Raw genomic sequence first — 23,332 nt, 5'->3', positions numbered from 1 at the left:
GACGACAGATGGGTGACGCAGGAATCATCGGCCCCGCAGTGGCGGGATTTGCGCTTGGGTTTTCGCTGATCATGGCGATTGGGGCGCAGAACGCTTTTGTGCTGCGGCAGGGGTTGCGCGGCGAATATGTGCTGCCGCTCGTGCTGACCTGTGCGCTGTCGGATGCGATCCTGATCACGCTTGGCGTGGCGGGGTTTGGGGTGCTGATTGCATCGAACCCTTGGGCGCTGGAATTGGTGCGCTATGCGGGGGCAGCCTTTCTGTTTGTCTATGGCGCGATGAATTTTCGCGCGGCGATGACAGGAGGAGAAGCGCTTGACGAGAAGGGGCGCACAGTTGGCAGCCTTGGGGCGGCGGTGACAACTTGCCTGTTGCTGACCTGGGCCAATCCGCATGTGTATCTGGACACGGTGGTGCTCTTGGGTGGGATTTCGGCGCAATACACACCGGCCTGGGCCTTTGGGCTGGGGGCTGTGGTCGCGAGTTTTACCTTTTTCTTCATGCTGGGCTTTGGCGCGCGCCTGTTGCGGCCTTTGTTCACCAATCCTCGTGCCTGGCAGGTGCTGGATGTGCTGGTCGGGCTGACCATGTGGGCGATTGCGGCCAAGCTGGTGTTTGGGATGTAAAGGGCTGCACAGAGACTGTGCGCGGGTCGCGGTTTGAAGGGCAGATGTTTGCGGCTAGGTTTGTGGCAGCTGTTGTCTGAGGAGACCCGCCATGAGTTGGAACCCGGCCCTTGAGCCTTCTTGCCCTGATGCTGCAACGCTGGACAGCATTGAAACCGTCATCATTCCCCGCGCGCGCGATCTGGGCGGGTTTTCGGTGCGTCGTGCCCTGCCTGCGCCAAGGCGACAAATGGTGGGGCCGTTTATTTTCTTTGATGAGATGGGGCCTGCGGAGTTTCTGACCGGGCAGGGTATTGATGTGCGTCCGCATCCCCATATCGGTTTGGGTACGGTGACCTATCTTTATCGCGGGGAGTTTGAGCACCGCGACAGTCTGGGCACCCATCAGATGATTTACCCCGGAGAGGTGAACTGGATGGTGGCGGGCAATGGCGTGACCCATTCAGAGCGCACCAGTGAGATGACGCGGCAATCGCCGAGTTCCCTGTTTGGCATTCAGACCTGGATTGCCCTGCCTGAGGATCGCGAAGATGATCCGGCGATGTTTGAGCACCACGGTAAGGAGGCGCTGCCGTTTCTTGAGGGCGAAGGCAAAGAGGTCCGGCTGATCCTTGGCGATGCCTGGGGCGCGCGGGCGCCGGTGACGATGCTGTCTGAGACCTTTTATGCCGATGTGGTGCTGCAACCCGCCGCCAAGCTGCCGATGCCAGACAATCACGAGGATCGCGGGCTTTATGTGGTTGAGGGGGCGGTGGAGATCGCGGGGGATGTGTTTGAGCCGGGGCAGATGATGGTGTTTCGCCCCGGAGATGCCATCACCGTGACCGCCGGGCCGCAAGGCGCGCGCCTGATGGCGCTGGGCGGGGCGACGATGAACGGGCCGCGCTACATCTCCTGGAATTTTGTCAGCTCCAGCAAAGAGAAGATTGCGGCCGCGAAGGCAGACTGGTCTGCCGGGGACTGGGCGCACGGGCGCTTTCAGCTGCCGCCGGGCGACACCGAGGAGTTTATCCCGTTGCCCTGATGTGCGCTGCTGTCTCTGCTGGGATTTCAAGCAGGGACAGGGCCTCGCCGCAGAGCTCGATGTTTTTCTGAGAGCCCTGCACGGCGGCTTGTGTGTTGTCCTTGATGCTGCGGATTTCTGAGACAATCTCGGAATAGAGTGGCAGTTGGCGGCGTGTTTCATCGCTGTCGGCGGTGATGTCTGCGACGAGACCATCGATGCTGTCCTGAATGGAGCGGGTCATGGAGCGGCAGGTTTCGCCGCGCTCAAGGCTTTGCTCGGCGGCGCGTGCCACTTTGCCGACCGTGGTGGACAGATCGATCTGCGCCTCTTGCAATTCTTCCATGCGGGCCAGAATGCGGGTGATGTCCGCCTCTGCCATATCGGCAAGTTCGCGCACTTCGCCGGCGATGATGGCAAAGCCGCTGCCCTGTGCCCCGGCGCGGGCTGCTTCGATGCCGGAATTCAGCGCCAGCAGACGGATGCGGTCGGCCAGACCGCGGATGGCCTCGGATGCGTTGCTGACCTCTGCAAGGGAGGTTTCGATCTTTTTCACGGGTGCGGCGACATGGGCGATTTGTTGGGTTGTGTCGCTTGTCAGGTCGAGAAAGCCGTCGACCTCTTGAGTGACCTCATTGACCGAGTGGCCGACTTCTGCGGCTTTTGCAGCGGAGCGGTTTGCGCCTTCACACAATGTGTCAAAGACGGTGCCGAGGTGTTCGGCCTGAGAGATCAGATTGGCGATGAAGGTCACGCGCTCGCGCGAGCTGCGGTTTACGTTGGTGGCATTGCTGCGAATGGTTTCAACCCGTGCACTGGCGTCTTGTAGCCCGTCTGGGTAGATCGGGCGCTCTTCGATCACGGTGCGGATTTCCGGCTCTGGTGGGGTGTCGGTGACCGGTTCGGCAGCTGGGGTGAGCTTTGGTTGCGCCAGATAGGTGGACAGGCTGCTGACACAGAAGGGGATCACCGCTGTAAGGCAGGCCGCAAAGGGATCAAAAGGCGCACCGTCAAAAAGAGCCGACCATTGGTTGATCAGCGTGAGAAGCGGGCCGACAATAGAGGCCGCAATCAGGCCCCGTTTCAGGGAAAGGCGCACCGCAGGGCGCAGGGGGAAAAGAGACCGCATAAAATAATCACCTGTAACTGCGGGTTTGTTTTAGGCTTTGTCCTCCCAATATTTGGTAAACAATGGGGTGAGTGGCCTGTGGTCGTCGCGCCGAAGGTGTGGGGGCGGGCTGCGTGGTGCAAGAGGCAGACTTGGCCGATGACAGAGTTTTGAAGCTTAACCTGTTTGCTATCTCGACTTTGTGAGCACGGCGTGTCTATGTGGCCGTATGACAGAGACAAGCGCACACGCGCCACTGAAAGGCGTGTTTTGGATGTTGGTCACGGGGCTGTGCTTTGTGGCGGTGACGGCCTTGGTGAAGCTGGTGGGCACGCGGCTGCCGGCCTCAGAAACCGCTTTTCTGCGCTATGCGCTGGGCGTGGTGTTTCTGATCCCGATGATCCGGCCCATTTTGGCGGCCAAGTTGAGCCGTCGTCAGATGGGGCTGTTCACGCTGAGAGGGGTTTTGCACACTGGCGCTGTGGTGGCGTGGTTCTTTGCCATGGCGCGGATCCCCGTTGCTGAGGTGACGGCGATGAACTACCTGTCGCCGGTCTATGTGACGCTGGGGGCTGCGCTGTTTCTGGGTGAAAAGCTGGCGTTTCGCCGGATTGGTGCCGTGATCGTGGCCCTGATTGGCGTGGCGATCATTCTGCGGCCCGGATTTCGCGAGTTGAGCCCCGGGCATTTTGCCATGCTGTTCACCGCGCTGGGCTTTGCCGGGGGCTACTTGATTGCCAAGAAGTTGAGCGAAGAGGTGAGCCCCACCGTGGTGGTCGGCATGTTGTCTGTCACGGTCACCATCGGGCTTGCGCCGCTGGCGTTGTCGGTCTGGGTGACGCCCACCTTTGAAGAGCTGGTGATCCTGTTTGTCGTGGCGTGTTTTGCCACGGCGGGCCACTACACCATGACGCTGGCGTTTAAGGCCGCGCCGGTGACGGTGACCCAGCCGGTGAGCTTTTTGCAGATGGTCTGGGCGGTGCTGCTGGGATGGCTGGCTTTTGGCGAGGAGCCGGATGTTTGGGTGCTGGTGGGGGCGCTGGTGATCATCGGGGCGATCAGCTTCATCACCTGGCGTGAGGCGGTGATCAAACGGCGTCAGATCACGCCTTTGGTGGGGCAGACAAAGATGTGAGCAGCCGCAGGCTGCGACATGGCGGTGTCGTCTTTGAGATTGCGTTTCCAGATCGGCCGCGCCTAGGGTCACGCAAACAGAGCCGCAGGAGGAGCCGCCCATGTCCCGTCCCAATATTTTGATTTTTATGGTGGATCAACTCAATGGGACGTTGTTTCCCGACGGGCCTGCGGAGTGGCTGCATGCGCCGAACCTGAAAAAGCTGGCGGCGCGCTCCACACGGTTTCAGAACGCCTATACCGCGAGCCCGCTGTGCGCGCCGGGGCGGGCGAGCTTTATGACGGGGCAACTCCCCAGCGACACGCGGGTTTACGACAATGCGGCGGAGTTTGCCTCCTCTATCCCCACCTACGCGCACCATCTGCGTCGGGCGGGGTATCAGACCTGTCTGTCAGGGAAGATGCATTTTGTCGGCCCCGATCAGCTGCACGGTTTTGAGGAGCGGCTGACCACAGACATCTATCCGCCGGATTTTGGCTGGACGCCGGATTATCGCAAGCCCGGTGAGCGGATTGAGTGGTGGTATCACAATATGGGCAGCGTCACCGGCGCGGGTGTCGCGGAAATTTCCAACCAGATGGAATATGATGACGAGGTGGCCTATCACGCCACGCGCAAGGTCTACGATCTGGCGCGGGGGCATGATGATCGGCCCTGGTGTCTGACGGTGAGCTTCACCCACCCGCATGATCCTTATGTAGCGCGCAAGAAATATTGGGATCTTTATGAGGATTGCGAACACCTGCTGCCGGAGGTGGGGCCGATCCCTTATGAAGAGCAGGACGCGCATTCCAAGCGGATCTTTGATGCCAATGACTGGCGCAGTTTTGACATCACTGAAGAAGATGTGCGCCGCTCCCGTCGGGCCTATTTTGCCAATATCAGCTATCTGGACGACAAGATTGGCGAGGTGATGGAGGCGCTGGAGGCGACCCGTCAGGAAGCCATCATTCTGTTTGTCAGCGATCATGGTGATATGCTTGGCGCGCGCGGGCTTTGGTTCAAGATGAGCTTTTATGAAGGCTCAAGCCGGGTGCCGATGATGGTGGCGGCGCCGCAGATGCAGCCGGGGCTGGTGGCCACGCCGGTGAGCAATATCGACGTCTGCCCGACGCTGTGTGATCTGGCGGGGGTGAGCATGGAGGAGGTCATGCCCTGGACCACGGGGGAGAGCCTTGTGCATCTGGGGCAAGGCGGCACGCGGGACACGCCGGTGGCGATGGAATATGCGGCGGAGGCCTCTTATGCGCCGATGGTGTCACTGCGCTATGGTAAGTGGAAATACAACCGCTGTGCGCTGGACCCGGATCAACTGTTTGATCTGGAGGCCGATCCGCATGAGCTGACCAATCTGGCCGAGGTGGCGGATCATCAGGGCACGGTGCAGACACTGCGTGCCAAATCGGAGGCGCGCTGGGATCTGGCGGCGTTTGATGCGGCGGTGCGGGAAAGTCAGGCGCGGCGTTGGGTGGTTTACGAGGCGCTGCGGGAAGGCGGCTATTATCCGTGGGATTATCAGCCGCTGCAGAAAGCCTCTGAGCGGTACATGCGCAACCACATGGATCTGAATGTGGTGGAAGAAAACCAGCGGTTCCCGCGCGGGGAATGAAGTTGTGAGCAAAGTGTTCGGGCTGTGCGGCGGACGCGCGGCCCCTGCTGTTTTATGTTCAAGCGTGGGAGCGCAACATCAGGTTGGTCACTTCACGCGCCTCTTTGCGGGCCTGAGCCGGATCCAGCGGTGTTTCTGTTTGGGCGGCTTCTAGCCAGACCCCATCCATATAGCATTGCAACGCTTCACGCATGGTTTCCCGTCGTGCATCTGGAACCAGCGCGCGCAATTCAGCACGGAAATGTGCCGTCACGCGGGCGCGGTTGATGCGATGCAGACGTTGCAGGGCGGGGGCATAGGGGGCGTTGGCCCAGAACTGCATCCACATGGAGCATTGCTCATTGGTGTAAAGCCGGTCAGAGAAGTTCGCGTCAATCACCGCCATGAGCCGATCATGGGGTGTTTTTGCGGTGGCGTAACGTTCCAGCATTGCATCTTTGAGCAGGGAGAGCAGGCGGCGCATCGTGGCCTCCATCAGCTTTTCCTTGGAGCCGAAATAATAGTTGATTGACGCCGCAGATGCCCCCGCTTCGGCAGCGATTTCCGCCATGGTGACAACGGCATAGCCACGTTTGTGCACCGCCGTCATGGTGGCGTTGATCAGCTCTTCGTGTCGAATGTCCCGGATGCGTGTTCTGCTCATTGCGCCACTTTAGCGTGCTGGCGCGCAGGTACAATGTTGTTGTTTCGATAAAAAAATGAAATGACCATTTAAAAATGAAAAAACCGATGCTAGGCTCGCCCACAACCGAGATTCCGCGCCATGCCGCAGAGAGTGTGTGCGCCACCAAAGGAGCCAGCCATGCAGCTGCAACCGACCGCGAGCCATTTCATCAACGGGACCTATGTGGAGGACACCGCAGGGGCGCAGATTGATATCGTCTACCCCGCAACAGGTGAGGTGATCGGCAAGGTGCATGCGGCGACACCGGCGATCATTGATCAGGCGCTGGAGAGCGCGAAAGCGGGGCAGAAGATCTGGGCGGCGATGACTGGGCGCGAACGTGGCCGCATCATGACTCGCGCAGCTGCGATGATCATGGAGCGCAATCACGAGCTTTCGGTGCTAGAAACCTATGACACCGGCAAGCCGTATCAGGAAACCATCGCGGTGGATGCCACCAGCGGTGCGGATGCGCTGGAATACTTTGGTGGGATGGCCGCAACCCTGACTGGCGAGCACATTCCGCTTGGAGAGGACTGGGTGTACACCGTGCGCGAACCGCTGGGCGTGTGTGTGGGCATTGGGGCGTGGAACTATCCAACGCAGATTGCCTGCTGGAAGGGCGCGCCTGCGCTGGCGTGCGGCAATGCGATGGTGTTCAAGCCGTCTGAAACCACGCCGATGTGTGCCTTGAAGGTTGCGGAAATCCTGCATGAGGCCGGAGTACCCGCGGGGGTTTATAACGTTATTCAGGGCATGGGCGAAGTGGGTAGCGCGCTGGTCAATGATCCGCGCGTGGACAAGGTGAGCCTGACCGGCTCTGTGCCCACCGGCAAGAAGGTCTACGCCGCTGCCGCCAGCCATATGAAGCATGTGACCATGGAGCTTGGCGGGAAATCTCCGTTGATCATTTTTGATGATGCGGATGTGGAGAACGCTGTGGGCGGGGCCATTCTGGGCAATTTCTACAGCTCTGGTCAGGTCTGCTCCAACGGGACGCGGGTGTTTGTGCAAAAGGGCATCAAGGAGAAGTTCCTGACCCGTCTGACGGAGCGTCTGGGCACGGCGGTGATCGGTGACCCGCTGGATGAGGCGACAAGCTTTGGTCCGATGGTGTCTGAACGTCAGATGAACATCGTGCTTGGCTACATGGCGAAAGGCCAAGAAGAAGGCGCGCGGCTGGTGTGCGGTGGCAAGCGGATGGACCGCGAGGGCTTCTTCCTTGAACCCACTGTGTTTGCCGATGTCACCGACGATATGACCATCGCGCGTGAAGAGATCTTTGGCCCTGTGATGTCGGTTCTGGATTTCGAGGACGAAGACGAGGTGATTGCGCGTGCCAATGACACTGAATTTGGCCTGTCAGCCGGTGTGTTCACCTCTGATCTGTCCCGTGGTCACCGCGTGATTGGGAAGCTGGAGGCGGGCAGCTGTTTCATCAACTCCTACAATGACGCCCCTGTGGAAGCGCCGTTTGGCGGGGTGAAAAACAGCGGCGTTGGCCGGGAGAACAGCAAAGAAGCGATCAATCACTACAGCCAGGTGAAATCGGTTTACGTGCGCATGGGCGACGTGGAAGCGCCTTACTAACCGCGGCCCTTGCTGGCGCGACCTCTGTCGGAGAAGAATGACTATGCAGGCAGATTATGTGATTGTTGGGGCCGGCTCTGCGGGCTGCGCCATGGCCTATCGTCTGAGTGAAGCCGGGAAATCAGTGTTGGTGATTGAGCATGGCGGGACCGATGCTGGCCCGTTCATTCAGATGCCTGCGGCGCTGAGCTATCCGATGAACATGCGCCTTTATGACTGGGGGTATAAATCCCAGCCAGAACCGCACCTCGGAGGGCGCGAACTGGTGTGTCCGCGGGGCAAGGTGATTGGGGGCTCCAGCTCCATCAATGGTATGGTCTATGTGCGTGGGCATGCGGGCGACTATGACCATTGGGCCGAAAGTGGCGCGGATGGATGGTCCTATGCGGATGTGCTGCCCTACTTCAAGCGCATGGAGACCTGGCATGAGAGTGGGCAGGGCGGGGACCCGGATTGGCGTGGAGTCAATGGGCCGCTGCACATCAGCCGCGGGCCACGCAACAACCCGCTGCATGCGGCCTTTGTAGAAGCGGGGCGTCAGGCGGGGTATCCGGTGACGGATGACTATAACGGTCAGCAGCAAGAGGGCTTTGGCCCGATGGATATGACTGTTTACAAAGGGCAGCGGTGGTCGGCCGCCAATGCCTACCTTAAGCCTGCGCTGAAGCGTGAAAACTGTGATCTGGTGCGTGGGCTTGCGCGCAAAGTTGTGATGGAGCATGGCCGCGCCGTGGGCGTGGAGATTGAGCGCGGCGGCAAGGTTGAGGTGATCCGCGCCAATATCGAGGTGATCCTTGCGGCCAGTTCTCTCAATTCGCCGAAGCTTTTGATGCTTTCGGGCATTGGCCCGGCTGCGCATCTGGCGGAGCATGGCATCGAGGTGATCGCGGATCGCGCCGGTGTGGGGCAGAACCTGCAGGACCACCTTGAGGTTTATTTGCAGATGGCCTGCAAACAGCCGATTACGCTGTTTAAGTACTGGAACTTGATTGGCAAGGGGTTGATCGGGGCGCAGTGGCTGTTCACCAAAAAGGGCCTTGGGGCGTCCAACCAATTTGAAACGGCCGGGTTTATCCGCTCGCGTGCGGGTATTTCCTATCCGGATATCCAGTATCATTTCCTGCCGATTGCGGTGCGCTATGACGGGCAGGCGGCAGCGGAAGGACATGGCTTTCAGGCGCATGTTGGGCCGATGCGTTCGCCATCGCGGGGGCATGTCACATTGTCCTCAGCGGACCCGAAGGATGCGCCGAACATCTTCTTCAACTACATGTCGACCGAGCAGGATTGGGAAGATTTCCGCGCCTGTATCCGCCTGACACGGGAGATCTTTGCGCAGGAGGCGATGCAGCCTTACGTGAAGCATGAGATCCAGCCTGGGGCAGCGTTGCAGAGCGATGATGAGATCGACAGCTTCATTCGGGAGCATGCGGAAAGCGCCTATCACCCCTGTGGTACATGCAAAATGGGCGCGGCCAATGACCCGATGGCCGTGGTGGACAGCGAGTGCCGCGTGATCGGCGTGGATGGGTTGCGGGTCGCGGACAGTTCCATCTTCCCGCGCATCACCAACGGCAACCTGAATGGGCCATCCATCATGACCGGAGAGAAGGCCTCTGATCACATTCTGGGGCGCCGGTTGGCCGCCTCGAATGCAGAGCCATGGTTCCACCCAGGGTGGCAAGAAGCGCAGCGCTAAAGCTTCATTTGTTTTGCGGATTTGATCGGGGTCAAAGTTGGCCCCGATTCTGGTTGTTAGAGTCATGTTGAACTTCGAAAAAAGGAGCGAACAGCATGTCTAACACCCCACATGAGCTGGCCGAAGAGTTTCCAGAATTTGCCGAGAAAATGAGTGCTTTGAAGGTCAGCGACAATCACTTTGCCAAGCTGGCGGCGGAGTACCACGAAATCAACCGTAAGGTGCACGTTGCAGAAACCAACGTGGCCCCGCGCGAAGAGTTGGCAGAAGTGGATCTGCGCAAGCGCCGTGGCGCTCTGAAAGATGAGATCTACGCCTATCTGAAAGCGAACTGAGTCTTTTGAACCAAGTCAATTGCGCTCCGCCAGAGGGGACTCTGGCGGAGCGCAGCCCGTGTTTCACGTCAAATTAAGGGCGCATCACATGAAACACGTTTGCAGCTGGGCGCGGATCAGAACGTGAAGCGCACACCCAGGTTCAGGGAGGTGTTGGACAGGTCGTCTGACACAGTGGCTGTGCCTGCCGGGGAAGTGCGGGTGCCGGTGACGTCAAAGCCGCGTGTGTAGCGCACATCGCCAAACAGCGAGACCTGATCATTGATTTCATAGGACGTGCCCGCGATCAGCTGGGCGGTGAAGACTTCGTCATCGCCACGAATGGTCACGCCATTGCCATAAGAAATGTTCTGGTCAAAGAACCCCACGCCAAGACCGCCGCCAAAGTAAGGTGTGAACTTGGAGCTGGTTTCCACATCCACAATCAGATTGCCCAACAGATAGGTGGCTGAAATATCGCCGCCTGGGTTGGCCTCGTTGCCTGCGCCATTGCCACTGAAGTCGACCGCGTTGACGTCATTTGAGCGGTAGGACAGCTCCACTTCGCCGCGCAAGGACAAGCCATTGCCAAAGCTCGTGATGTTGCGGCCAACGGAGACACCGTAGCTCAGATCTTCGTCCAGGTCGGTGAGCACGCTTTGTGTGTTGCCGCCGATGTTGCCGGAGTGCTCTGCGTCATCGGCATAGGAATATCCGAGAAATCCCTGGACGTACCAGTCTTGGGCAAAGGCGGGTGCCGCGAGGGTTGTGGTGGCGAGCAGGGTTGCGCCCAGGAGGGAACGGGTGAACATGTGAGAGGCCCTTTGTCTGTAAAATGGGGTGTTGTTTGTGTGGGGGCAAAGCACCACAGCGGCGGTGCGCTGTCATTTCACAAGGGCCAAAGAAAATGTGTGAGCGCGCCATTGAACAATTTTCAAACAAGGCGCGCAGCGATAGGAATTTATATTTTTCAGGGTGTTGCAGGCTTTGTGCCTGAGTGTGATTGGTCACAATGGGCCTTTAGGCGTCGCTGTGTTGCAATATCGATCACGGGTGCATGAGCGGATGTGTGGGGGGCGGGGCGTTTACCCCACATCATATGGCAACACATCGCGGCGGTTTTCGTCAATCGTCAGGCGGCGTTCGAGTGGGGGCACCGAGCGTTGGTGGCAATGGGTGCGCTCGCAGATGCGGCAGGAAATGCCGATGGGCTCAAAGGCGCGGGGGTTGTCCAGTTCCATATGATCGGCATAGACCAGCGCGTCGGCGTGGCGGATTTCGCAGCCCAATGCGATGGCGTAGCGGCGCACAGGCGCGCCGAAGTGGCCACCGGATTTAGAGACGTCGCGGGCCAAAGAGATGTAGCGCACGCCATCGGGCGTTTCGGCCAGCTGGCGCAGGAAGTGACCGGGCGTTTCAAAGGCGCGGTGGACGTTCCAGAGAGGACAAGCACCGCCGAAACGGGCAAATTGCAGGCGGGTGGCAGAGTGGCGTTTGGTGATGGTACCGGCCTGATCGACGCGGACAAAGAAGAATGGGATCCCCTTGTTGCCGGGGCGTTGTAGCGTGGATAGCCGGTGGGCGACCTGTTCGATGGAGGCGCCAAAACGGTTCGCGAGCAGTTCGAGATCGTGGCGTGTGTCGCGCGCGGCATCCAGAAAAGTGCTGTAGGGCATAAGCGCCGCACCGGCAAAATAGTTGGCGAGCCCGATCTTGGCGATGGCGCGGGCCGCGTCACTCTGGAAGCGGGCAAAGTCCAGCGTGGCTTCCAGCAGTTGACCGTTTTGCAGGAGGGCAACTTGCAACAAAAGCTGGAAGGTCTGTGTTTCTGGCTGGGCGTAGCGGGAAATTTGCAGTCTTTGGGTGTCTGCATCATAGGCGCGCAGGTGATCGACATCGGTGAAGGACACAGCGATGCCAGCCTCGCGCAGAGACGCCAGCGCTGCCGCGCGGACGCCGCCGTGCTCTATGGCTTGCTGAGCGAAGCGTTCTGCGGCGTGGTCCACTGCGTCGATGTAGTTGTCGCAATAGTGAAAGAAATCGCGCACTTCATCCCAAGGGCTCGATTGGGTTTGCACGTCCTGACGGCCCAGAGCCTCATCCAGAGAGGCGAGACGTTCGTGGGTCTGGCGGTAGGCGCGGTGCAACTCCAGAAAGGCGCGGGCGAGGGCGGGGGCGTTGGAGGCCGCAAGGCGCAAATCGGCCAGCGGCGCGGAGGTTTCTGCCAGCACCGGGTCGGCCAGCGCTTCGCGCATGTCAGAGACCAGGCGTTCGCTGTCACCGGTGCTGAGTTCGGTGACATCAAGGCCAAATTCCTGGGCCAGAGCGAGCACAACCGTGGTGGAGACCGGCCGGTTGTTGTTTTCCATCTGGTTCAGATAGGGCAGGGAAACGCCAAGTTTCTGCGCGAAGTCTTTCTGCGTGAGCGTCAGCCGCGTGCGAATTTCGCGCAGCTTTGCGCCTGCGTAGAGCTTTTGCGTTGGCACCGTGGTCCTCCCGTGATCCCTGGCTGCATAGCTGCAAAGATAGCTTTGCAAATCCTGCGATGCCAGTGGGATTTTGCCGCGGTGCGCGCCTGTGGCGGCTTTGCGCTTTTACAGGCGCAGGTGCTTCTCTCTGAGGATGACAAGCACGATGGCAACAACGGACAGGGTTGCGGTTGCGACCATCAGCCAAAGCAGGGGAAAGGCGCCGGTTTCAGGTGTAAGCAATGTGCCTGCGAGCGCTGACAGTGCCGCGCCGCCGCCGATCATAATGGCCCCGGTGAGGCCCGATGCGGTGCCTGCGAGCTGTGGGCGCACGGACAGGGCGCCGGCCGTGGCGTTTGGAATGGCGAGCCCATTGCCGATGCCGACAAAGGTCATGAAGCCAAAGAACACCTCAGCAGAGCCGTGACCGAGATAGAAGGTGGTGAGTGAGGCAGCCACACCGAGGCCGCAGATCAGACAGCCCGCCAGCACCATTGGATTGATGCCAATGCGTGCGGAGTAGCGGCCTGCCAGGAAATTGCCGATGAAATATCCCACAGCTGGAGCGCCGAAATAGATGCCCATTTGCGAAGAGGACATGCCAAAGAGTTCCGTGGCCACAAAAGGCGCGCCGCCCAGATAGGCAAAGAAAGCGCCTGAGGTGAAGCCATTTGCGAGGGAATACCCCCAGAAGCGGGGGCTGGTCAGCAGCTCTGGGTATTGGCGGACCTGCGCCCCAAGGGAGAGGCCGCTGGCTGTTTTGGTTTCGCCGAGGTCGCGAAACGTGAGCCAGAAAATGGCGAGCCCGATCGCAAACAGCATCCAGAAGCTGGCTTGCCAGCCAAAGGCGGCATCAAGCACGCCGCCAAGGGCAGGGCCCAGCATCGGGACCACAGTCATGCCCATGGTCACATAGCCAATCATGGAGGCGGCTTCCTCGGTGGACACCATATCACGTACCACCGCGCGCGAGAGCACCATGGCGACAACAACCGCGGCCTGCAGCATGCGGAAGGCTAGAAAGATCGCCGCGTTGGGGGCAAAGATGCATCCCAGCGTGGCCAGCAGGAAGATCGCCAGCCCCCACAGGATCACCGGGCGTCGCCCCAGCTTGTCGGAGATGGGGCCCACAACAATTTGCAGCACGCCATTGACCGCCAGATAGACCGCAATCGACAGCTGCATCACGGCATAATCTGTGCCGTAATACTCCGCCATCGAGGGCAGGCTGGGCAAGAAGATGTTCATACACAACGCTGACACCCCAGCAAGCAGGATGAGCGTCAGGATGTGGGGTGGTGTGCTGCGGTCTAAAAACGTGCCGCGTGAATGACTGTTCATGGCTAAGAGGTAGGTGGCGGGTGATTTAATGTCCACGAAGAAAATTCAGATGTGAACGATTTGCTGATTTGCAATTCGCACGCGCCGCATTCCTCATAATTTGCAAATTTGCCGAATAATGCTTTTGTGAGGCGGGTGGGCTTCTTATGGTACTTTAAAACCAGGGTGCGTGCGCTGGTGTTGGTGGGAGGTCGTGTGGGCCTGTGCCGGACAGTGCGCGATTGAGATCATGAGGGACGGCCATGAAAGATATTCTGCAGCAATTGGAAGAGCGCCGCGAGGTTGCGCGCCTTGGTGGCGGCCAGCGCCGGATCGACAGCCAACATGCCAAAGGCAAGCTGACGGCGCGGGAGCGGATCGAGCTGTTGTTGGATGAGGGCAGCTTTGAAGAGTTTGACATGTTCAAAACGCATCGCTGCGCCGAGTTTGGCATGGAGAAAGACAAGCCTGCTGGTGATGGTGTGATCACCGGTTGGGGCACAATCAATGGCCGTATGGTTTATGTCTTCTCGCAAGACTTCACGGTGTTTGGCGGCTCCCTGTCGGAAACCCACGCCCAGAAGATCTGCAAAATTCAGGACATGGCGGTGCAGAACGGTGCGCCGATCATTGGTCTGAACGATTCAGGTGGCGCGCGTATTCAGGAAGGTGTCGACTCGCTGGCGGGCTATGCCGAAGTGTTCCAGCGCAATATCATGGCCTCTGGTGTGGTGCCGCAGATCAGCGTGATCATGGGCCCCTGTGCCGGTGGCGCGGTTTATTCCCCTGCGATGACCGACTTCATCTTTATGGTCAAAGACACGTCTTATATGTTTGTGACCGGCCCGGATGTTGTGAAAACCGTGACCAATGAGGTTGTGACCGCCGAAGAGTTGGGTGGCGCAAGCACGCATACCAAGAAGTCTTCTGTTGCGGATGGTGCGTTTGAAAACGACGTGGAAGCGCTGGCCGAAGTGCGCCGTTTGGTGGACTTCCTGCCGCTCAACAACCGCGAAAAGCCGCCCGTTCGCCCGTTCTTTGATGAGCCGGGGCGCGTGGAGAAAAGCCTTGATACGCTGGTGCCGGAAAACCCCAACACGCCTTATGATATGAAAGAGCTCATTCATAAGGTGGCAGATGAGGGCGATTTCTACGAAATTCAGGAAGATTACGCCAAAAACATCATCACGGGCTTCATCCGTCTGGAGGGGCAGACCGTGGGGGTGGTTGCCAACCAGCCAACCGTTCTGGCGGGCTGCCTGGACATTGACAGCTCCCGTAAGGCGGCACGGTTTGTGCGCTTCTGTGACTGTTTTGAGATCCCGATCCTGACGCTGGTGGATGTGCCGGGCTTCCTGCCGGGGACCAGCCAGGAGTATGGCGGTGTGATCAAGCATGGCGCGAAGCTGCTGTTTGCCTATGGTGAAGCGACCGTGCCGAAAGTGACGGTGATCACCCGGAAGGCCTATGGCGGTGCTTATGACGTGATGGCCTCCAAACACCTGCGTGGGGACTTCAACTATGCCTGGCCCACAGCGGAGATCGCTGTGATGGGAGCAAAGGGCGCGACCGAGATTATTCACCGTGCGGATCTTGGCGATGCTGAGAAAATTGCGGCGCACACCAAGGACTATGAAGAGCGGTTTGCAACGCCATTTGTGGCGGCGGAGCGCGGCTTTATCGACGAGGTGATCATGCCCCAGAGCACACGCCGCCGGGTGAGCCGCGCGTTTGCGAGCCTTCGTAACAAGAAGCTCGAGAACCCTTGGAAAAAACACGACAACATTCCGCTTTGATCGTCTATGAGTGGTTTCATTGAAAAACCACACAAGGAAAAGATGAATATGAGAACGTTGATTTTTGCATCATGCGCGTTGTTTGCACTGCCGCTCGCGGCAGAGGCCCAAAGCTGCCGTGGCATTCAGGCGTTTGATTTGGGCGGAGGCACCAAAGGGTGCGTCGTTTCCATTCAGGAAAATCAAATCACGACGACGACCAGCCGCGATGACGGGGCGAGCACGCGGGTGCGTCGCAATGCGCAGCCTTTGGTTGGTGCGGTGATGTCTGGCCCTGTGCCTGCCAACAAGTCTGTTGTCAAAAAGCAGATGGTTGAGATGTGCAAACTCACTCAAGAGAAGGTGCGCGCTCAGTTTGCCGATCTGAAATACAACCGCGTGATTTTGGTGATGGACTGGCAGAAAGCCGGTGGCGAGGTGCAGGCTGGATTCTCGTCAGCCAAATGCCGGGGCTTTAAGTTCTTTGATGGCTGATGGGCGTTGCATATATCGCTTTGTATTGTCGGGCGCCTTTGACATGAGGGCGCCCGCATGAGCCGCCGTCGCTGGCATATCCTGCGTGAGGGTGACCGGGTGACGGTGGCGCGGCGCCTGCCTGTGCGGTGGGACGTGGCGGCGGAGACGACGTTGCCGGATGCCTGCCGTGTGCGCGTGGCGCAGCAGGTGCGGCAGGATATGTGGCGCGCGCTGCAGGATTTACGTGGTTTTGCGCCGGTCGTGCAGGTGACGCGTGTGGATGGCGGTCTGCATGTTGTTGCTGGCGGCGAAGTGGCTGGCGCGGTGGCGCGTCAGAAGCTTGAGGCAGACATTTCACAGGTGCTGAATTGCCCCAAGCGTCGCGTGCGTTGGATTCGTCATGCGCAACCTAAAAAGGTGCTGGCATGACAAATTCCTACCAATGTCAGGGGGCTGTGGAAAAAAAATCTGCATTGCGCATATTTTTTGGAGCTTTTGTTGAAAAACTATGTAAGCCTGCGACTCACATTGTTTTTGCCGCGTTAGGAGGGCCCCTTTTGGGTGCTGCGGCCACGGCTGGAGTTTTGGAGGAGGCTCCAGCTGTGCCCTCCGGCAACGACATATCCCTACAAGAAGTCCTGTTTGAAACCCGCGATGATGCAAGTCGCGTAGCACGGTTTCGCTATGTGATGCCCCTGTTGCGGCAGGGGATCGCCTTTACGGAGATTGAAGAGGACTTCTTTCACCTGTGCATTGGCGTCGCGGTGCCGTATCTGGCTGTTTCCGAAGAAAAAGTCGATCAGGTGATCATATCCATGGCAGACAGAGAAACAGAATTCGGCGTGATGACCCATCTCGCCCAACAGTATTTTGAAGCATTCAGCGTGCAGGATGGCACCTGTATCTGGGAGGGGTTTTGATGACACCACTAGATATTGTGAGCAGCTTCACACAGCCTGATGCGGTTGCGGCAAACACGCCACAGCGCCTTAAGGCAGGCTCCTATCCCTATCTTTTTGCGAAAGAATCCCCTATTCTCCGCGCATGCCACATCGCTGTGGCATTGAGGCAGGCAGGGCGCATCGTCCCTGTCCAAATTGAAAATGATAAGTGGAGAAACAGATGTCGAAGAGCATCAAGTCATTCCTCGCGATCGGCCTTGTGGCCCTCGTGGCGGCCTGTGGCCAAGACGAACCCATCGAAGAGTTCGTTGTGGTTGACCCAGAGCCCATCTCAACCGAGCCAACCTACACTGGCAAATACAAGTAAGGCCGCAGGTCTTTCTTTTGAAAAAAATGGCGAGCAGACCGCAGGGCCTGCTTGCGTCTCAACACAGGTGATGCGGACGCCGCGCCCTCAACAGAAGGGAGCGCAGGCATGATTAAGCATCGCGGCTTCCCCGGTCGTCTTCCGGGATCAGATTTTCAATTCACCATCCGTCGTGCGAACCCTCGTGGGGTGACTGCGATCACGAAACGGGAGCGTTTCAAGGACCGCAAGCCCGCAGATCGCCGTGCCGACAGCGCCTTTATGGCGGCGCTGTGGGAGCATTTTGGCGATCAGCCGTTTGAGCGGGGCAATCTCGATGCCGGTCGCCTGAGCTGGCTTTTTGGCCGTGAGGTGGTCGCGGCAGAAGATCCGTTTGATCCAGAGAGCTATGACGCGCTTTTGGTGATTGACGAGGTCGTGGCGCGTGCCTCTTTCCCGGACGCATTTGAAGACGATTTCTGATGCATCAGCCGGGCGCACATATCGCTTTGGCCTCTAAGATCATGGCCCCACCTGCCGCTTTCGGCGGGCAGGGCCACGTTTCTGCTTTAGAAGTTCAGCTGGACAGCCAGCTGGATGCGGTCAGAGTCAAATGTGCGCCCGCTGCCCGCGTCGTTGCGTTCGCCGATGAAATACTCGGCGCTGAACGTCAGATCGTCGGTGGCCTTGTAGAAGGCGTTGAGGTGGATGGTTTCCAGCTCGTCGAAGGCCAGCGTGCCGGTGGAACTGGCAAGGTCGTAATCCTCGCGGCCGTAGGCGATGCCCACGTTCCAGCGCGCGCCAATGTCCTGCCGGAATTCCAGCGTGTAGCCGGAGACATCATTGGCCTGACCGCCGACAGCGGCGTTGCCGCCCCCAATCAGCAGCGGGCCGAGGGCTTCGCCGTCGACATAGGTCGCCTGGAAGAGCCCCCCCTCCCAAGGGCGGACTGCGCCGGACAGGGTGAAGCCGCTCTGGTCGATGTCCTGCCCACCGCTGCGCACGCTGCCTGTCAGGCCCGCCACACGGGCACTGAAGAGGTCGGTGTCGTAAGACAGGGCCGAGGTGAAGGTCGGGTCGTCAGAGGCCGCGTTGTTTTCCTCGATCGAGGCGCTGAAGGTCAGCTGATCCCAGTTGTGGGTGTAGCGGATTTGCGGGACGCGGGCAAAAGAGATGCCAACGGGGCCGTTGAATTCCACGGTGGTGGGGTATTGGCTCAGCGGCATGAAGTTGGTCCAGTCCTGACCAATCAGCCAGTTGTCACCCAGTTGAACGCTGGCGTGGCGCAGGCGCAGCTCTGCGGTGCCGCCGGAGCCGAACAGATCCAGCTCCAGTTTGCCGGCGACATTGCCGATGCTGGTGTCGGTGTTGGTGCGGAAGCCAAGGCGGGACTGACGGGCAGTGGCCCCAAAGCTGCCGTCGGTGGCGTTGGTGGGCTCACCAATCGCGTTCACAAAGGCCGTATCTCCCTGACGGAAGTCTGTGTCGTAGTAAAAGTCGGCTTTCAGGTAGCCGTAGATGTCGATGCTGGTGCCGCCAACGTTGAAATCACCGCTGCCGGTGCTGGTCGGTTCGCTGCCGGATTCGAGTGCCTCAACACGGGCACGCAGCGCGTCAAGTTCGGCCTGTGTGCCTTGATCTTGGGCATGGGCGAGCGTGCCGGTGGTGCCGATGGTCAACGCCGCGACGGTGACAAGTCTGTGTCTGGGTTTGCGCATTTGGCTGGTCCTTTCAGTGACGTGCAACGCCCCATGGGTTTCACGGGTTTGCACATTCTCGAAATGACGTCGCTGAGAGCAGAGCGGCCAAAATTCTCAGTGACTTGTGACCGTTTTGTGAGATTGGACGCAAAGATTGGCATTTGCCGGGGTAAGACTTTGGTGAAACTGCCGACGATCTTGTTTGGAAAATGTGATCGCGCCCCTCTTGAAAATGCACTTGTGTACCATTTGGTTCCGAATTGTCGCGCGGTTGTGATGGCGAGTGATCGCCGATTGGCATCGGGGGCCCTGTTTTCTGTCGGCGGGAAGTTGCCTTGGGGTCAGCTGATTGGGCAGGATGCGGCCTATCGTTGTGCGTGGGCGCAAAATCCACTTTGGTTTCCGAGATTTGCAGGCATCATGCGTGCTGAGGAATGCGCCGATTTGGCGGGTTCCTGTAACAGTGTATTCCGTTACCCTTCCCCTTCCGGGTGGTTCTGTTGTGTCCCTTCAGAATCACCCGTTTTTTTCAAGGGCCTGCGCGTGGCAGGACTTGAGGAACGCGATGAGGATATTTTGGGGGCTGACGCGGATACGGACAGCAATCTTAGGGGCCTCGTCCCTTCGCAGGTATTGGACACTCAGACATGCGACTTTCTTCAGCCATTATCGGCTTGTGCGCGCTCACCGCGTTGGGCGCCTGTGGTGACACATTCAATGAACAAGCGCTCATTGGGGCAGGTGCAGGTACAGCGGTCTCGGCGGTTGTTGGCGCCAACCTTGCGGCGGGTGCCGTCGTCGGCAGCGCGGCCAATGTGGTCTATTGTAAAGAATTCTCCAACAGTTGCTGATCAGGCGGCGGGTGCAGCACTTACTGCACCTTGCCTGACGGTTCTGAGCTCTTCGGCTGAGCCACAGTTGATCCCAGAAACGAAGCCATCCCCTCGCTTGCGCGGGCGGGTGGCTTTTTTATTGCCAAACCAGACCGCGCTTGCGGCCTGACAAGACCAGAAGGACGAGACGATGTTCGATAAGATCCTGATTGCCAACCGGGGCGAGATTGCCTGTCGCGTGATCAAATCCGCCCGCAAGATGGGCATCAAGACGGTGGCGATTTATTCGGATGCTGACAAGCAGGCGCTGCACGTGCAGATGGCAGACGAGGCGGTGCATATTGGCCCACCTCCGGCAAACCAATCCTACATCGTGATCGACAAGGTCATGGAGGCCATCAAGAAGACCGGCGCACAGGCGGTGCATCCTGGCTATGGCTTCCTGTCTGAAAACGCAAAATTTGCCGAGGCGCTGGAAGCGGCTGGCGTGGCCTTCATCGGGCCCCCTAAAGGGGCGATTGAGGCGATGGGGGACAAGATCACCTCCAAAAAGATCGCGCAGGACGCCAATGTGTCCACCGTGCCGGGCTATATGGGCCTGATCGAGGATGCGGATGAGGCGGTGAAGATCTCTAAAGAGATCGGCTATCCGGTGATGATCAAAGCCTCCGCTGGTGGCGGCGGCAAAGGCATGCGGATCGCGTGGAACGATGAAGAAGCGCGCGAGGGTTTCCAATCTTCCAAGAACGAAGCGGCCAACAGCTTTGGCGATGACCGTATCTTCATCGAGAAGTTTGTGACCCAGCCGCGCCACATTGAAATTCAGGTGCTGTGTGACGCGCATGGCAACGGTGTGTATCTGGGCGAGCGCGAATGTTCGATCCAGCGTCGGAACCAGAAAGTTGTGGAGGAGGCGCCAAGCCCGTTCCTTGATGAAGCCACCCGCAAGGCGATGGGCGAGCAATCTGTCGCGCTGGCAAAAGCGGTGGGTTATGCCTCTGCCGGGACCGTGGAATTCATCGTGGATGGCGACAAAAACTTCTACTTCCTTGAGATGAACACCCGCCTGCAGGTGGAACACCCTGTGACCGAGCTGATCACCGGTGTGGACCTCGTGGAGCAGATGATCCGTGTCGCCAATGGTGAGCCGCTGAGCATCACCCAAGACGATGTGAAGCTGCAGGGCTGGGCGATTGAGAACCGTCTTTATGCGGAAGATCCCTATCGCAACTTCCTGCCGTCCATTGGCCGCTTGACCCGTTACCGCCCACCGGCGGAGACCAAAGCCTACACCCCTGGCACCCAGCCCGGTGATGCGGGCGATGAGGTCGTGCGCAATGACACTGGCGTCTATGAAGGCGGCGAGATCAGCATGTATTATGACCCGATGATCGCCAAGCTCTGCACATGGGCCCCGACCCGAGACGCGGCGATTGAGGCGATGCGTGTGGCGCTGGACAGCTTTGAGGTGGAAGGCATCGGCCACAACCTGCCGTTCCTGTCGGCGGTGATGGATCACCCGATCTTCATCAAGGGCGATATGACCACAGCCTTTATCGAAGAGCAGTATCCGGAAGGCTTTGACGGCGTAGAGCTGCCTGAGGCGCAGCTCAAGCGCGTGGCGGCGGCAGCGGCGGCGATGTACCGCGTGGCGGAGATCCGTCGCACCCGTGTGTCGGGCCGTATGGACAACCACGAGCGCCGTGTTGGCAAAAAGTGGGTTGTCACGCTGCAGGGCCATGAGTTTGCCGTGAAGGTGAAGGCCGACAAAGAAGGTTCTACCGTCAAGTTTGAGGATGGCAGCAAGCTGCGCGTGGCCTCTGACTGGACACCGGGTGACCAGCTGGCTGAGGTCGATGTGGATGGCCGCCTAGTGCTGAAGGTTGGCAAAATCTCCGGTGGGTTCCGTCTGCGCACCCGTGGTGCAGATATGAAAGTGCATGTGCGCACGCCGCGCCAAGCCGAGCTTGCAAAGCTGATGCCAGAGAAGCTGCCACCAGATACCTCCAAGATGCTGCTCTGCCCAATGCCGGGTCTGATCGTGAAGGTCGACGTGGAAGTCGGCGACGAAGTTCAGGAAGGTCAGGCGCTGTGCACGGTGGAAGCCATGAAGATGGAAAACATCCTGCGGGCCGAGAAGAAGGCCGTGGTCAGCAAGATCAACGCAGCCGCGGGCGACAGCCTCGCGGTGGATGATGTGATCATCGAGTTCGAATGATCTGATCCAAACAAAGGCTCGCCCGGCATGGTTGTCGGGCGCGCGCTCACCGCCGAAACCACAGGTGCCCGCCATGACCGGAGACGCATTGCAAATTGCAAAGACGACCCAAATTGGCCCGTTTGACACCGGGCGGTTGGCCTATGGGTGCTGGCGGTTTGCAGGGTCTACAGCGGCGGAGGCGGCGCAGAAGGTGCATGCGGCGCTGGAAATTGGCGCCAACCTCGTGGACACGGCAGCGATCTACGGATTTGGGGCTGAGGGCTTTGGCGCTGCAGAAGAGGTGCTGGGTGCTGTCTACCGCGCAGAAAAAGATCTGCGCGCGCGCACGGTGCTGGTGACCAAAGCGGGCATTCATCCGCCTGTGCCCTACGACAGCCGCGCGTCCAACCTGATTGCGAGCTGTGAAGGCTCGCTCGCGCGGCTTGGCGCCGACACCATCGACGTTTTTCTGATCCATCGTCCGGATCTTCTTGCCTCGTTTGAGGAGGTGGCAGATGCACTGACGCATCTGCGCCAGACGGGCAAAATCCGCGAAGCAGGGGTGAGCAATTTCACTCACACGCAGATCCGAGCGTTGCAAAGCAAGTTGGATTTTCCTCTGGTCGCGAGCCAGCCGGAGTTTTCGCCGCTGGCGATTGATCCGCTGGAAGATGGCACGCTGGATATTGCGCAGGAACTGAACCTTGCGGTGATGGCCTGGTCGCCGTTGGGCGGAGGCCGTTTGACAGCGGCGCATCAGCCGGAAGCGGGCACGCAGGAGGCCCGCGTGCTGACCGTGCTGGAAGGGATCGCCACGCGCGAATCCGTGGGCGTGGACCATGTGGCACTGGCCTGGGTTCTGGCGCATCCCAGCAATCTCATTGCGTTGATCGGCACCCAGAATGTGGCGCGGATCAAAGACAGTGCAAAGGTGTTTGACGTGCGCCTGAGCCGTCAGGACTGGTATGACGTGCTGATCGCCGCGCGCGGGAAAACGATGCCGTGAGACCGGCCAATGGGCATATCACGCCGCGCGCAGAGATGCGCGTTCAAGGCTGGCGGCGGTCGCGGATTTCCTGTTGGCGCAGCGGGTTTTTGTCGATGTTGGCGGATATTTCGCGCACCGACCAGGGCAGCGGTTTGCGGAAATACACGGTGCCGTCTTTGCCAATCATCGCCATCATGAAGCCACGTGGGCGCAGTTTTTGGCGCAGGGCGGATTGGGCCGCCGGATCGGTGTCGGTGAACACAACCACATCGCGTACGCGCAAATCGTCCGGTTGCGCCTCGATCAGCTCCATCTGCTGGGCGAAGCGTGGATCGCGTGGGGTGTCAGCAAAAACCACGATCAGCCGATTCACCCAGAGGAACGCGTCTGGATCTGCATCCAGGCCGGAGCGCACAAGTTGTGGTGTATTTTCAGCGTTTTCTGTGCCGGTTTCGGGTGTGGCTTCGGTGGCCTGTGCCGCAACGCCGGTGGCCGACAGAAAGGCAATTAGAACAAGGGCTAAGCGGTGTGTCATTCTCTCTCCTGCTGCGCCCAATATAAGCGTGTTGCCTGAC

At 59.3% G+C, this 23,332-nt stretch carries 23 protein-coding genes; 16 read left to right on the top strand and 7 right to left on the bottom strand.

Annotation, left to right across the window (positions count from 1 at the left end; all coding sequences use genetic code 11):
- Window positions 1-8: 8 nt before the first annotated feature.
- Entirely contained in the window at window positions 9-626 is a 618-nt protein-coding gene (locus J7413_RS08735; RefSeq protein ID WP_209097684.1) for a LysE/ArgO family amino acid transporter, read from the top strand.
- Between the two features lie 91 nt (window positions 627-717).
- Window positions 718-1,650 carry a pirin family protein gene (locus J7413_RS08730; protein WP_209097683.1) on the top strand — a complete coding sequence of 311 codons (933 nt, stop codon included), beginning with the start codon at window positions 718-720 and terminating at the stop codon, window positions 1,648-1,650.
- On the opposite strand, the gene J7413_RS08725 is transcribed toward J7413_RS08730, so the two are convergent.
- Complete coding sequence (locus J7413_RS08725; protein WP_209097682.1) at window positions 1,634-2,758, bottom strand: methyl-accepting chemotaxis protein; 1,125 nt, start codon at window positions 2,756-2,758, stop codon at window positions 1,634-1,636. The genes J7413_RS08730 and J7413_RS08725 overlap by 17 nt on opposite strands.
- A gap of 208 nt (window positions 2,759-2,966) precedes the next feature.
- Between J7413_RS08725 and J7413_RS08720 the strand changes: the two genes are divergently transcribed.
- Window positions 2,967-3,872, top strand: coding sequence for a DMT family transporter (locus tag J7413_RS08720; protein ID WP_209097681.1), 906 nt, complete (start codon window positions 2,967-2,969; stop codon window positions 3,870-3,872).
- A 100-nt stretch (window positions 3,873-3,972) separates the two neighbouring features.
- Window positions 3,973-5,481 (top strand): choline-sulfatase, encoded by a 1,509-nt coding sequence (gene betC, locus J7413_RS08715; RefSeq protein WP_209097680.1) that lies wholly within the window; start codon window positions 3,973-3,975, stop codon window positions 5,479-5,481.
- 58 nt (window positions 5,482-5,539) lie between these two features.
- Here the strand turns inward: betC and betI are convergent, their stop codons facing one another.
- Window positions 5,540-6,124 (bottom strand): transcriptional regulator BetI, encoded by a 585-nt coding sequence (betI, locus tag J7413_RS08710; protein WP_209097679.1) that lies wholly within the window; start codon window positions 6,122-6,124, stop codon window positions 5,540-5,542.
- 159 nt (window positions 6,125-6,283) lie between these two features.
- On the opposite strand from betI, the gene betB reads away from it, so the two are divergent.
- The 3 genes from betB to J7413_RS08695 all read left to right on the top strand — a co-directional run bounded on the left by betB (window position 6,284) and on the right by J7413_RS08695 (window position 9,769).
- Window positions 6,284-7,735, top strand: a complete 1,452-nt coding sequence (gene betB, locus J7413_RS08705; protein WP_209097678.1) for a betaine-aldehyde dehydrogenase — start codon at window positions 6,284-6,286, stop codon at window positions 7,733-7,735.
- A gap of 43 nt (window positions 7,736-7,778) precedes the next feature.
- Window positions 7,779-9,434: a choline dehydrogenase gene (betA, locus tag J7413_RS08700; RefSeq protein WP_209097677.1), complete on the top strand. Its 1,656-nt coding sequence runs from the start codon at window positions 7,779-7,781 to the stop codon at window positions 9,432-9,434.
- Window positions 9,435-9,529: 95 nt separating this feature from the next.
- The gene (locus tag J7413_RS08695) at window positions 9,530-9,769 is read left to right on the top strand and encodes a DUF465 domain-containing protein (RefSeq protein ID WP_209097676.1); all 240 of its coding nucleotides are present in this window, start codon (window positions 9,530-9,532) and stop codon (window positions 9,767-9,769) included.
- Between the two features lie 116 nt (window positions 9,770-9,885).
- On the opposite strand, the gene J7413_RS08690 is transcribed toward J7413_RS08695, so the two are convergent.
- From J7413_RS08690 to J7413_RS08680, 3 genes are all read right to left on the bottom strand, one after another.
- Window positions 9,886-10,560 carry an outer membrane beta-barrel protein gene (locus tag J7413_RS08690; protein WP_209097675.1) on the bottom strand — a complete coding sequence of 225 codons (675 nt, stop codon included), beginning with the start codon at window positions 10,558-10,560 and terminating at the stop codon, window positions 9,886-9,888.
- Between the two features lie 273 nt (window positions 10,561-10,833).
- Entirely contained in the window at window positions 10,834-12,234 is a 1,401-nt protein-coding gene (locus tag J7413_RS08685; protein WP_209097674.1) for a helix-turn-helix transcriptional regulator, read from the bottom strand.
- Between the two features lie 108 nt (window positions 12,235-12,342).
- Complete coding sequence (locus J7413_RS08680; RefSeq protein WP_209097731.1) at window positions 12,343-13,557, bottom strand: multidrug effflux MFS transporter; 1,215 nt, start codon at window positions 13,555-13,557, stop codon at window positions 12,343-12,345.
- Between the two features lie 242 nt (window positions 13,558-13,799).
- Here J7413_RS08680 and J7413_RS08675 point away from each other — a divergent pair, with 242 nt between their 5' ends.
- From J7413_RS08675 to J7413_RS08650, 6 genes are all read left to right on the top strand, one after another.
- Window positions 13,800-15,332 (top strand): acyl-CoA carboxylase subunit beta, encoded by a 1,533-nt coding sequence (locus tag J7413_RS08675; protein ID WP_209097673.1) that lies wholly within the window; start codon window positions 13,800-13,802, stop codon window positions 15,330-15,332.
- 48 nt (window positions 15,333-15,380) lie between these two features.
- Window positions 15,381-15,806 carry a hypothetical protein gene (locus tag J7413_RS08670; RefSeq protein ID WP_209097672.1) on the top strand — a complete coding sequence of 142 codons (426 nt, stop codon included), beginning with the start codon at window positions 15,381-15,383 and terminating at the stop codon, window positions 15,804-15,806.
- Window positions 15,807-15,863: 57 nt separating this feature from the next.
- Window positions 15,864-16,217 (top strand): hypothetical protein, encoded by a 354-nt coding sequence (locus tag J7413_RS08665; protein WP_209097671.1) that lies wholly within the window; start codon window positions 15,864-15,866, stop codon window positions 16,215-16,217.
- Between the two features lie 128 nt (window positions 16,218-16,345).
- Window positions 16,346-16,708 carry a DUF6497 family protein gene (locus J7413_RS08660; RefSeq protein WP_209097670.1) on the top strand — a complete coding sequence of 121 codons (363 nt, stop codon included), beginning with the start codon at window positions 16,346-16,348 and terminating at the stop codon, window positions 16,706-16,708.
- Between the two features lie 202 nt (window positions 16,709-16,910).
- A complete protein-coding gene (locus tag J7413_RS08655) occupies window positions 16,911-17,057 on the top strand; it encodes a hypothetical protein (RefSeq protein ID WP_209097669.1) in 147 nt (48 codons plus the stop codon).
- Between the two features lie 108 nt (window positions 17,058-17,165).
- Window positions 17,166-17,519 carry a hypothetical protein gene (locus J7413_RS08650; RefSeq protein ID WP_209097668.1) on the top strand — a complete coding sequence of 118 codons (354 nt, stop codon included), beginning with the start codon at window positions 17,166-17,168 and terminating at the stop codon, window positions 17,517-17,519.
- Between the two features lie 86 nt (window positions 17,520-17,605).
- Here the strand turns inward: J7413_RS08650 and J7413_RS08645 are convergent, their stop codons facing one another.
- Complete coding sequence (locus J7413_RS08645) at window positions 17,606-18,754, bottom strand: DcaP family trimeric outer membrane transporter (protein ID WP_209097667.1); 1,149 nt, start codon at window positions 18,752-18,754, stop codon at window positions 17,606-17,608.
- A gap of 629 nt (window positions 18,755-19,383) precedes the next feature.
- On the opposite strand from J7413_RS08645, the gene J7413_RS08640 reads away from it, so the two are divergent.
- The 3 genes from J7413_RS08640 (at window position 19,384) to J7413_RS08630 (ending at window position 22,775) form a co-directional block, all read left to right on the top strand.
- Window positions 19,384-19,587: a hypothetical protein gene (locus J7413_RS08640; RefSeq protein WP_209097666.1), complete on the top strand. Its 204-nt coding sequence runs from the start codon at window positions 19,384-19,386 to the stop codon at window positions 19,585-19,587.
- Window positions 19,588-19,759: 172 nt separating this feature from the next.
- Window positions 19,760-21,787, top strand: coding sequence for an acetyl/propionyl/methylcrotonyl-CoA carboxylase subunit alpha (locus J7413_RS08635; RefSeq protein WP_209097665.1), 2,028 nt, complete (start codon window positions 19,760-19,762; stop codon window positions 21,785-21,787).
- A 73-nt stretch (window positions 21,788-21,860) separates the two neighbouring features.
- On the top strand, window positions 21,861-22,775 hold the full coding sequence (locus tag J7413_RS08630; RefSeq protein WP_209097664.1) for an aldo/keto reductase: 915 nt from the start codon (window positions 21,861-21,863) through the stop codon (window positions 22,773-22,775).
- A gap of 43 nt (window positions 22,776-22,818) precedes the next feature.
- Here J7413_RS08630 and J7413_RS08625 read toward each other — a convergent pair whose 3' ends face one another.
- A complete protein-coding gene (locus J7413_RS08625; RefSeq protein WP_209097663.1) occupies window positions 22,819-23,292 on the bottom strand; it encodes a DUF4174 domain-containing protein in 474 nt (157 codons plus the stop codon).
- Window positions 23,293-23,332 lie beyond the last annotated feature (40 nt).

This window comes from Shimia sp. R10_1, assembly GCF_017744095.1.
In the GTDB taxonomy this organism is placed as follows: Bacteria; Pseudomonadota; Alphaproteobacteria; order Rhodobacterales; family Rhodobacteraceae; genus Shimia.
This window is presented reverse-complemented; position numbering and strand designations above follow the sequence as displayed.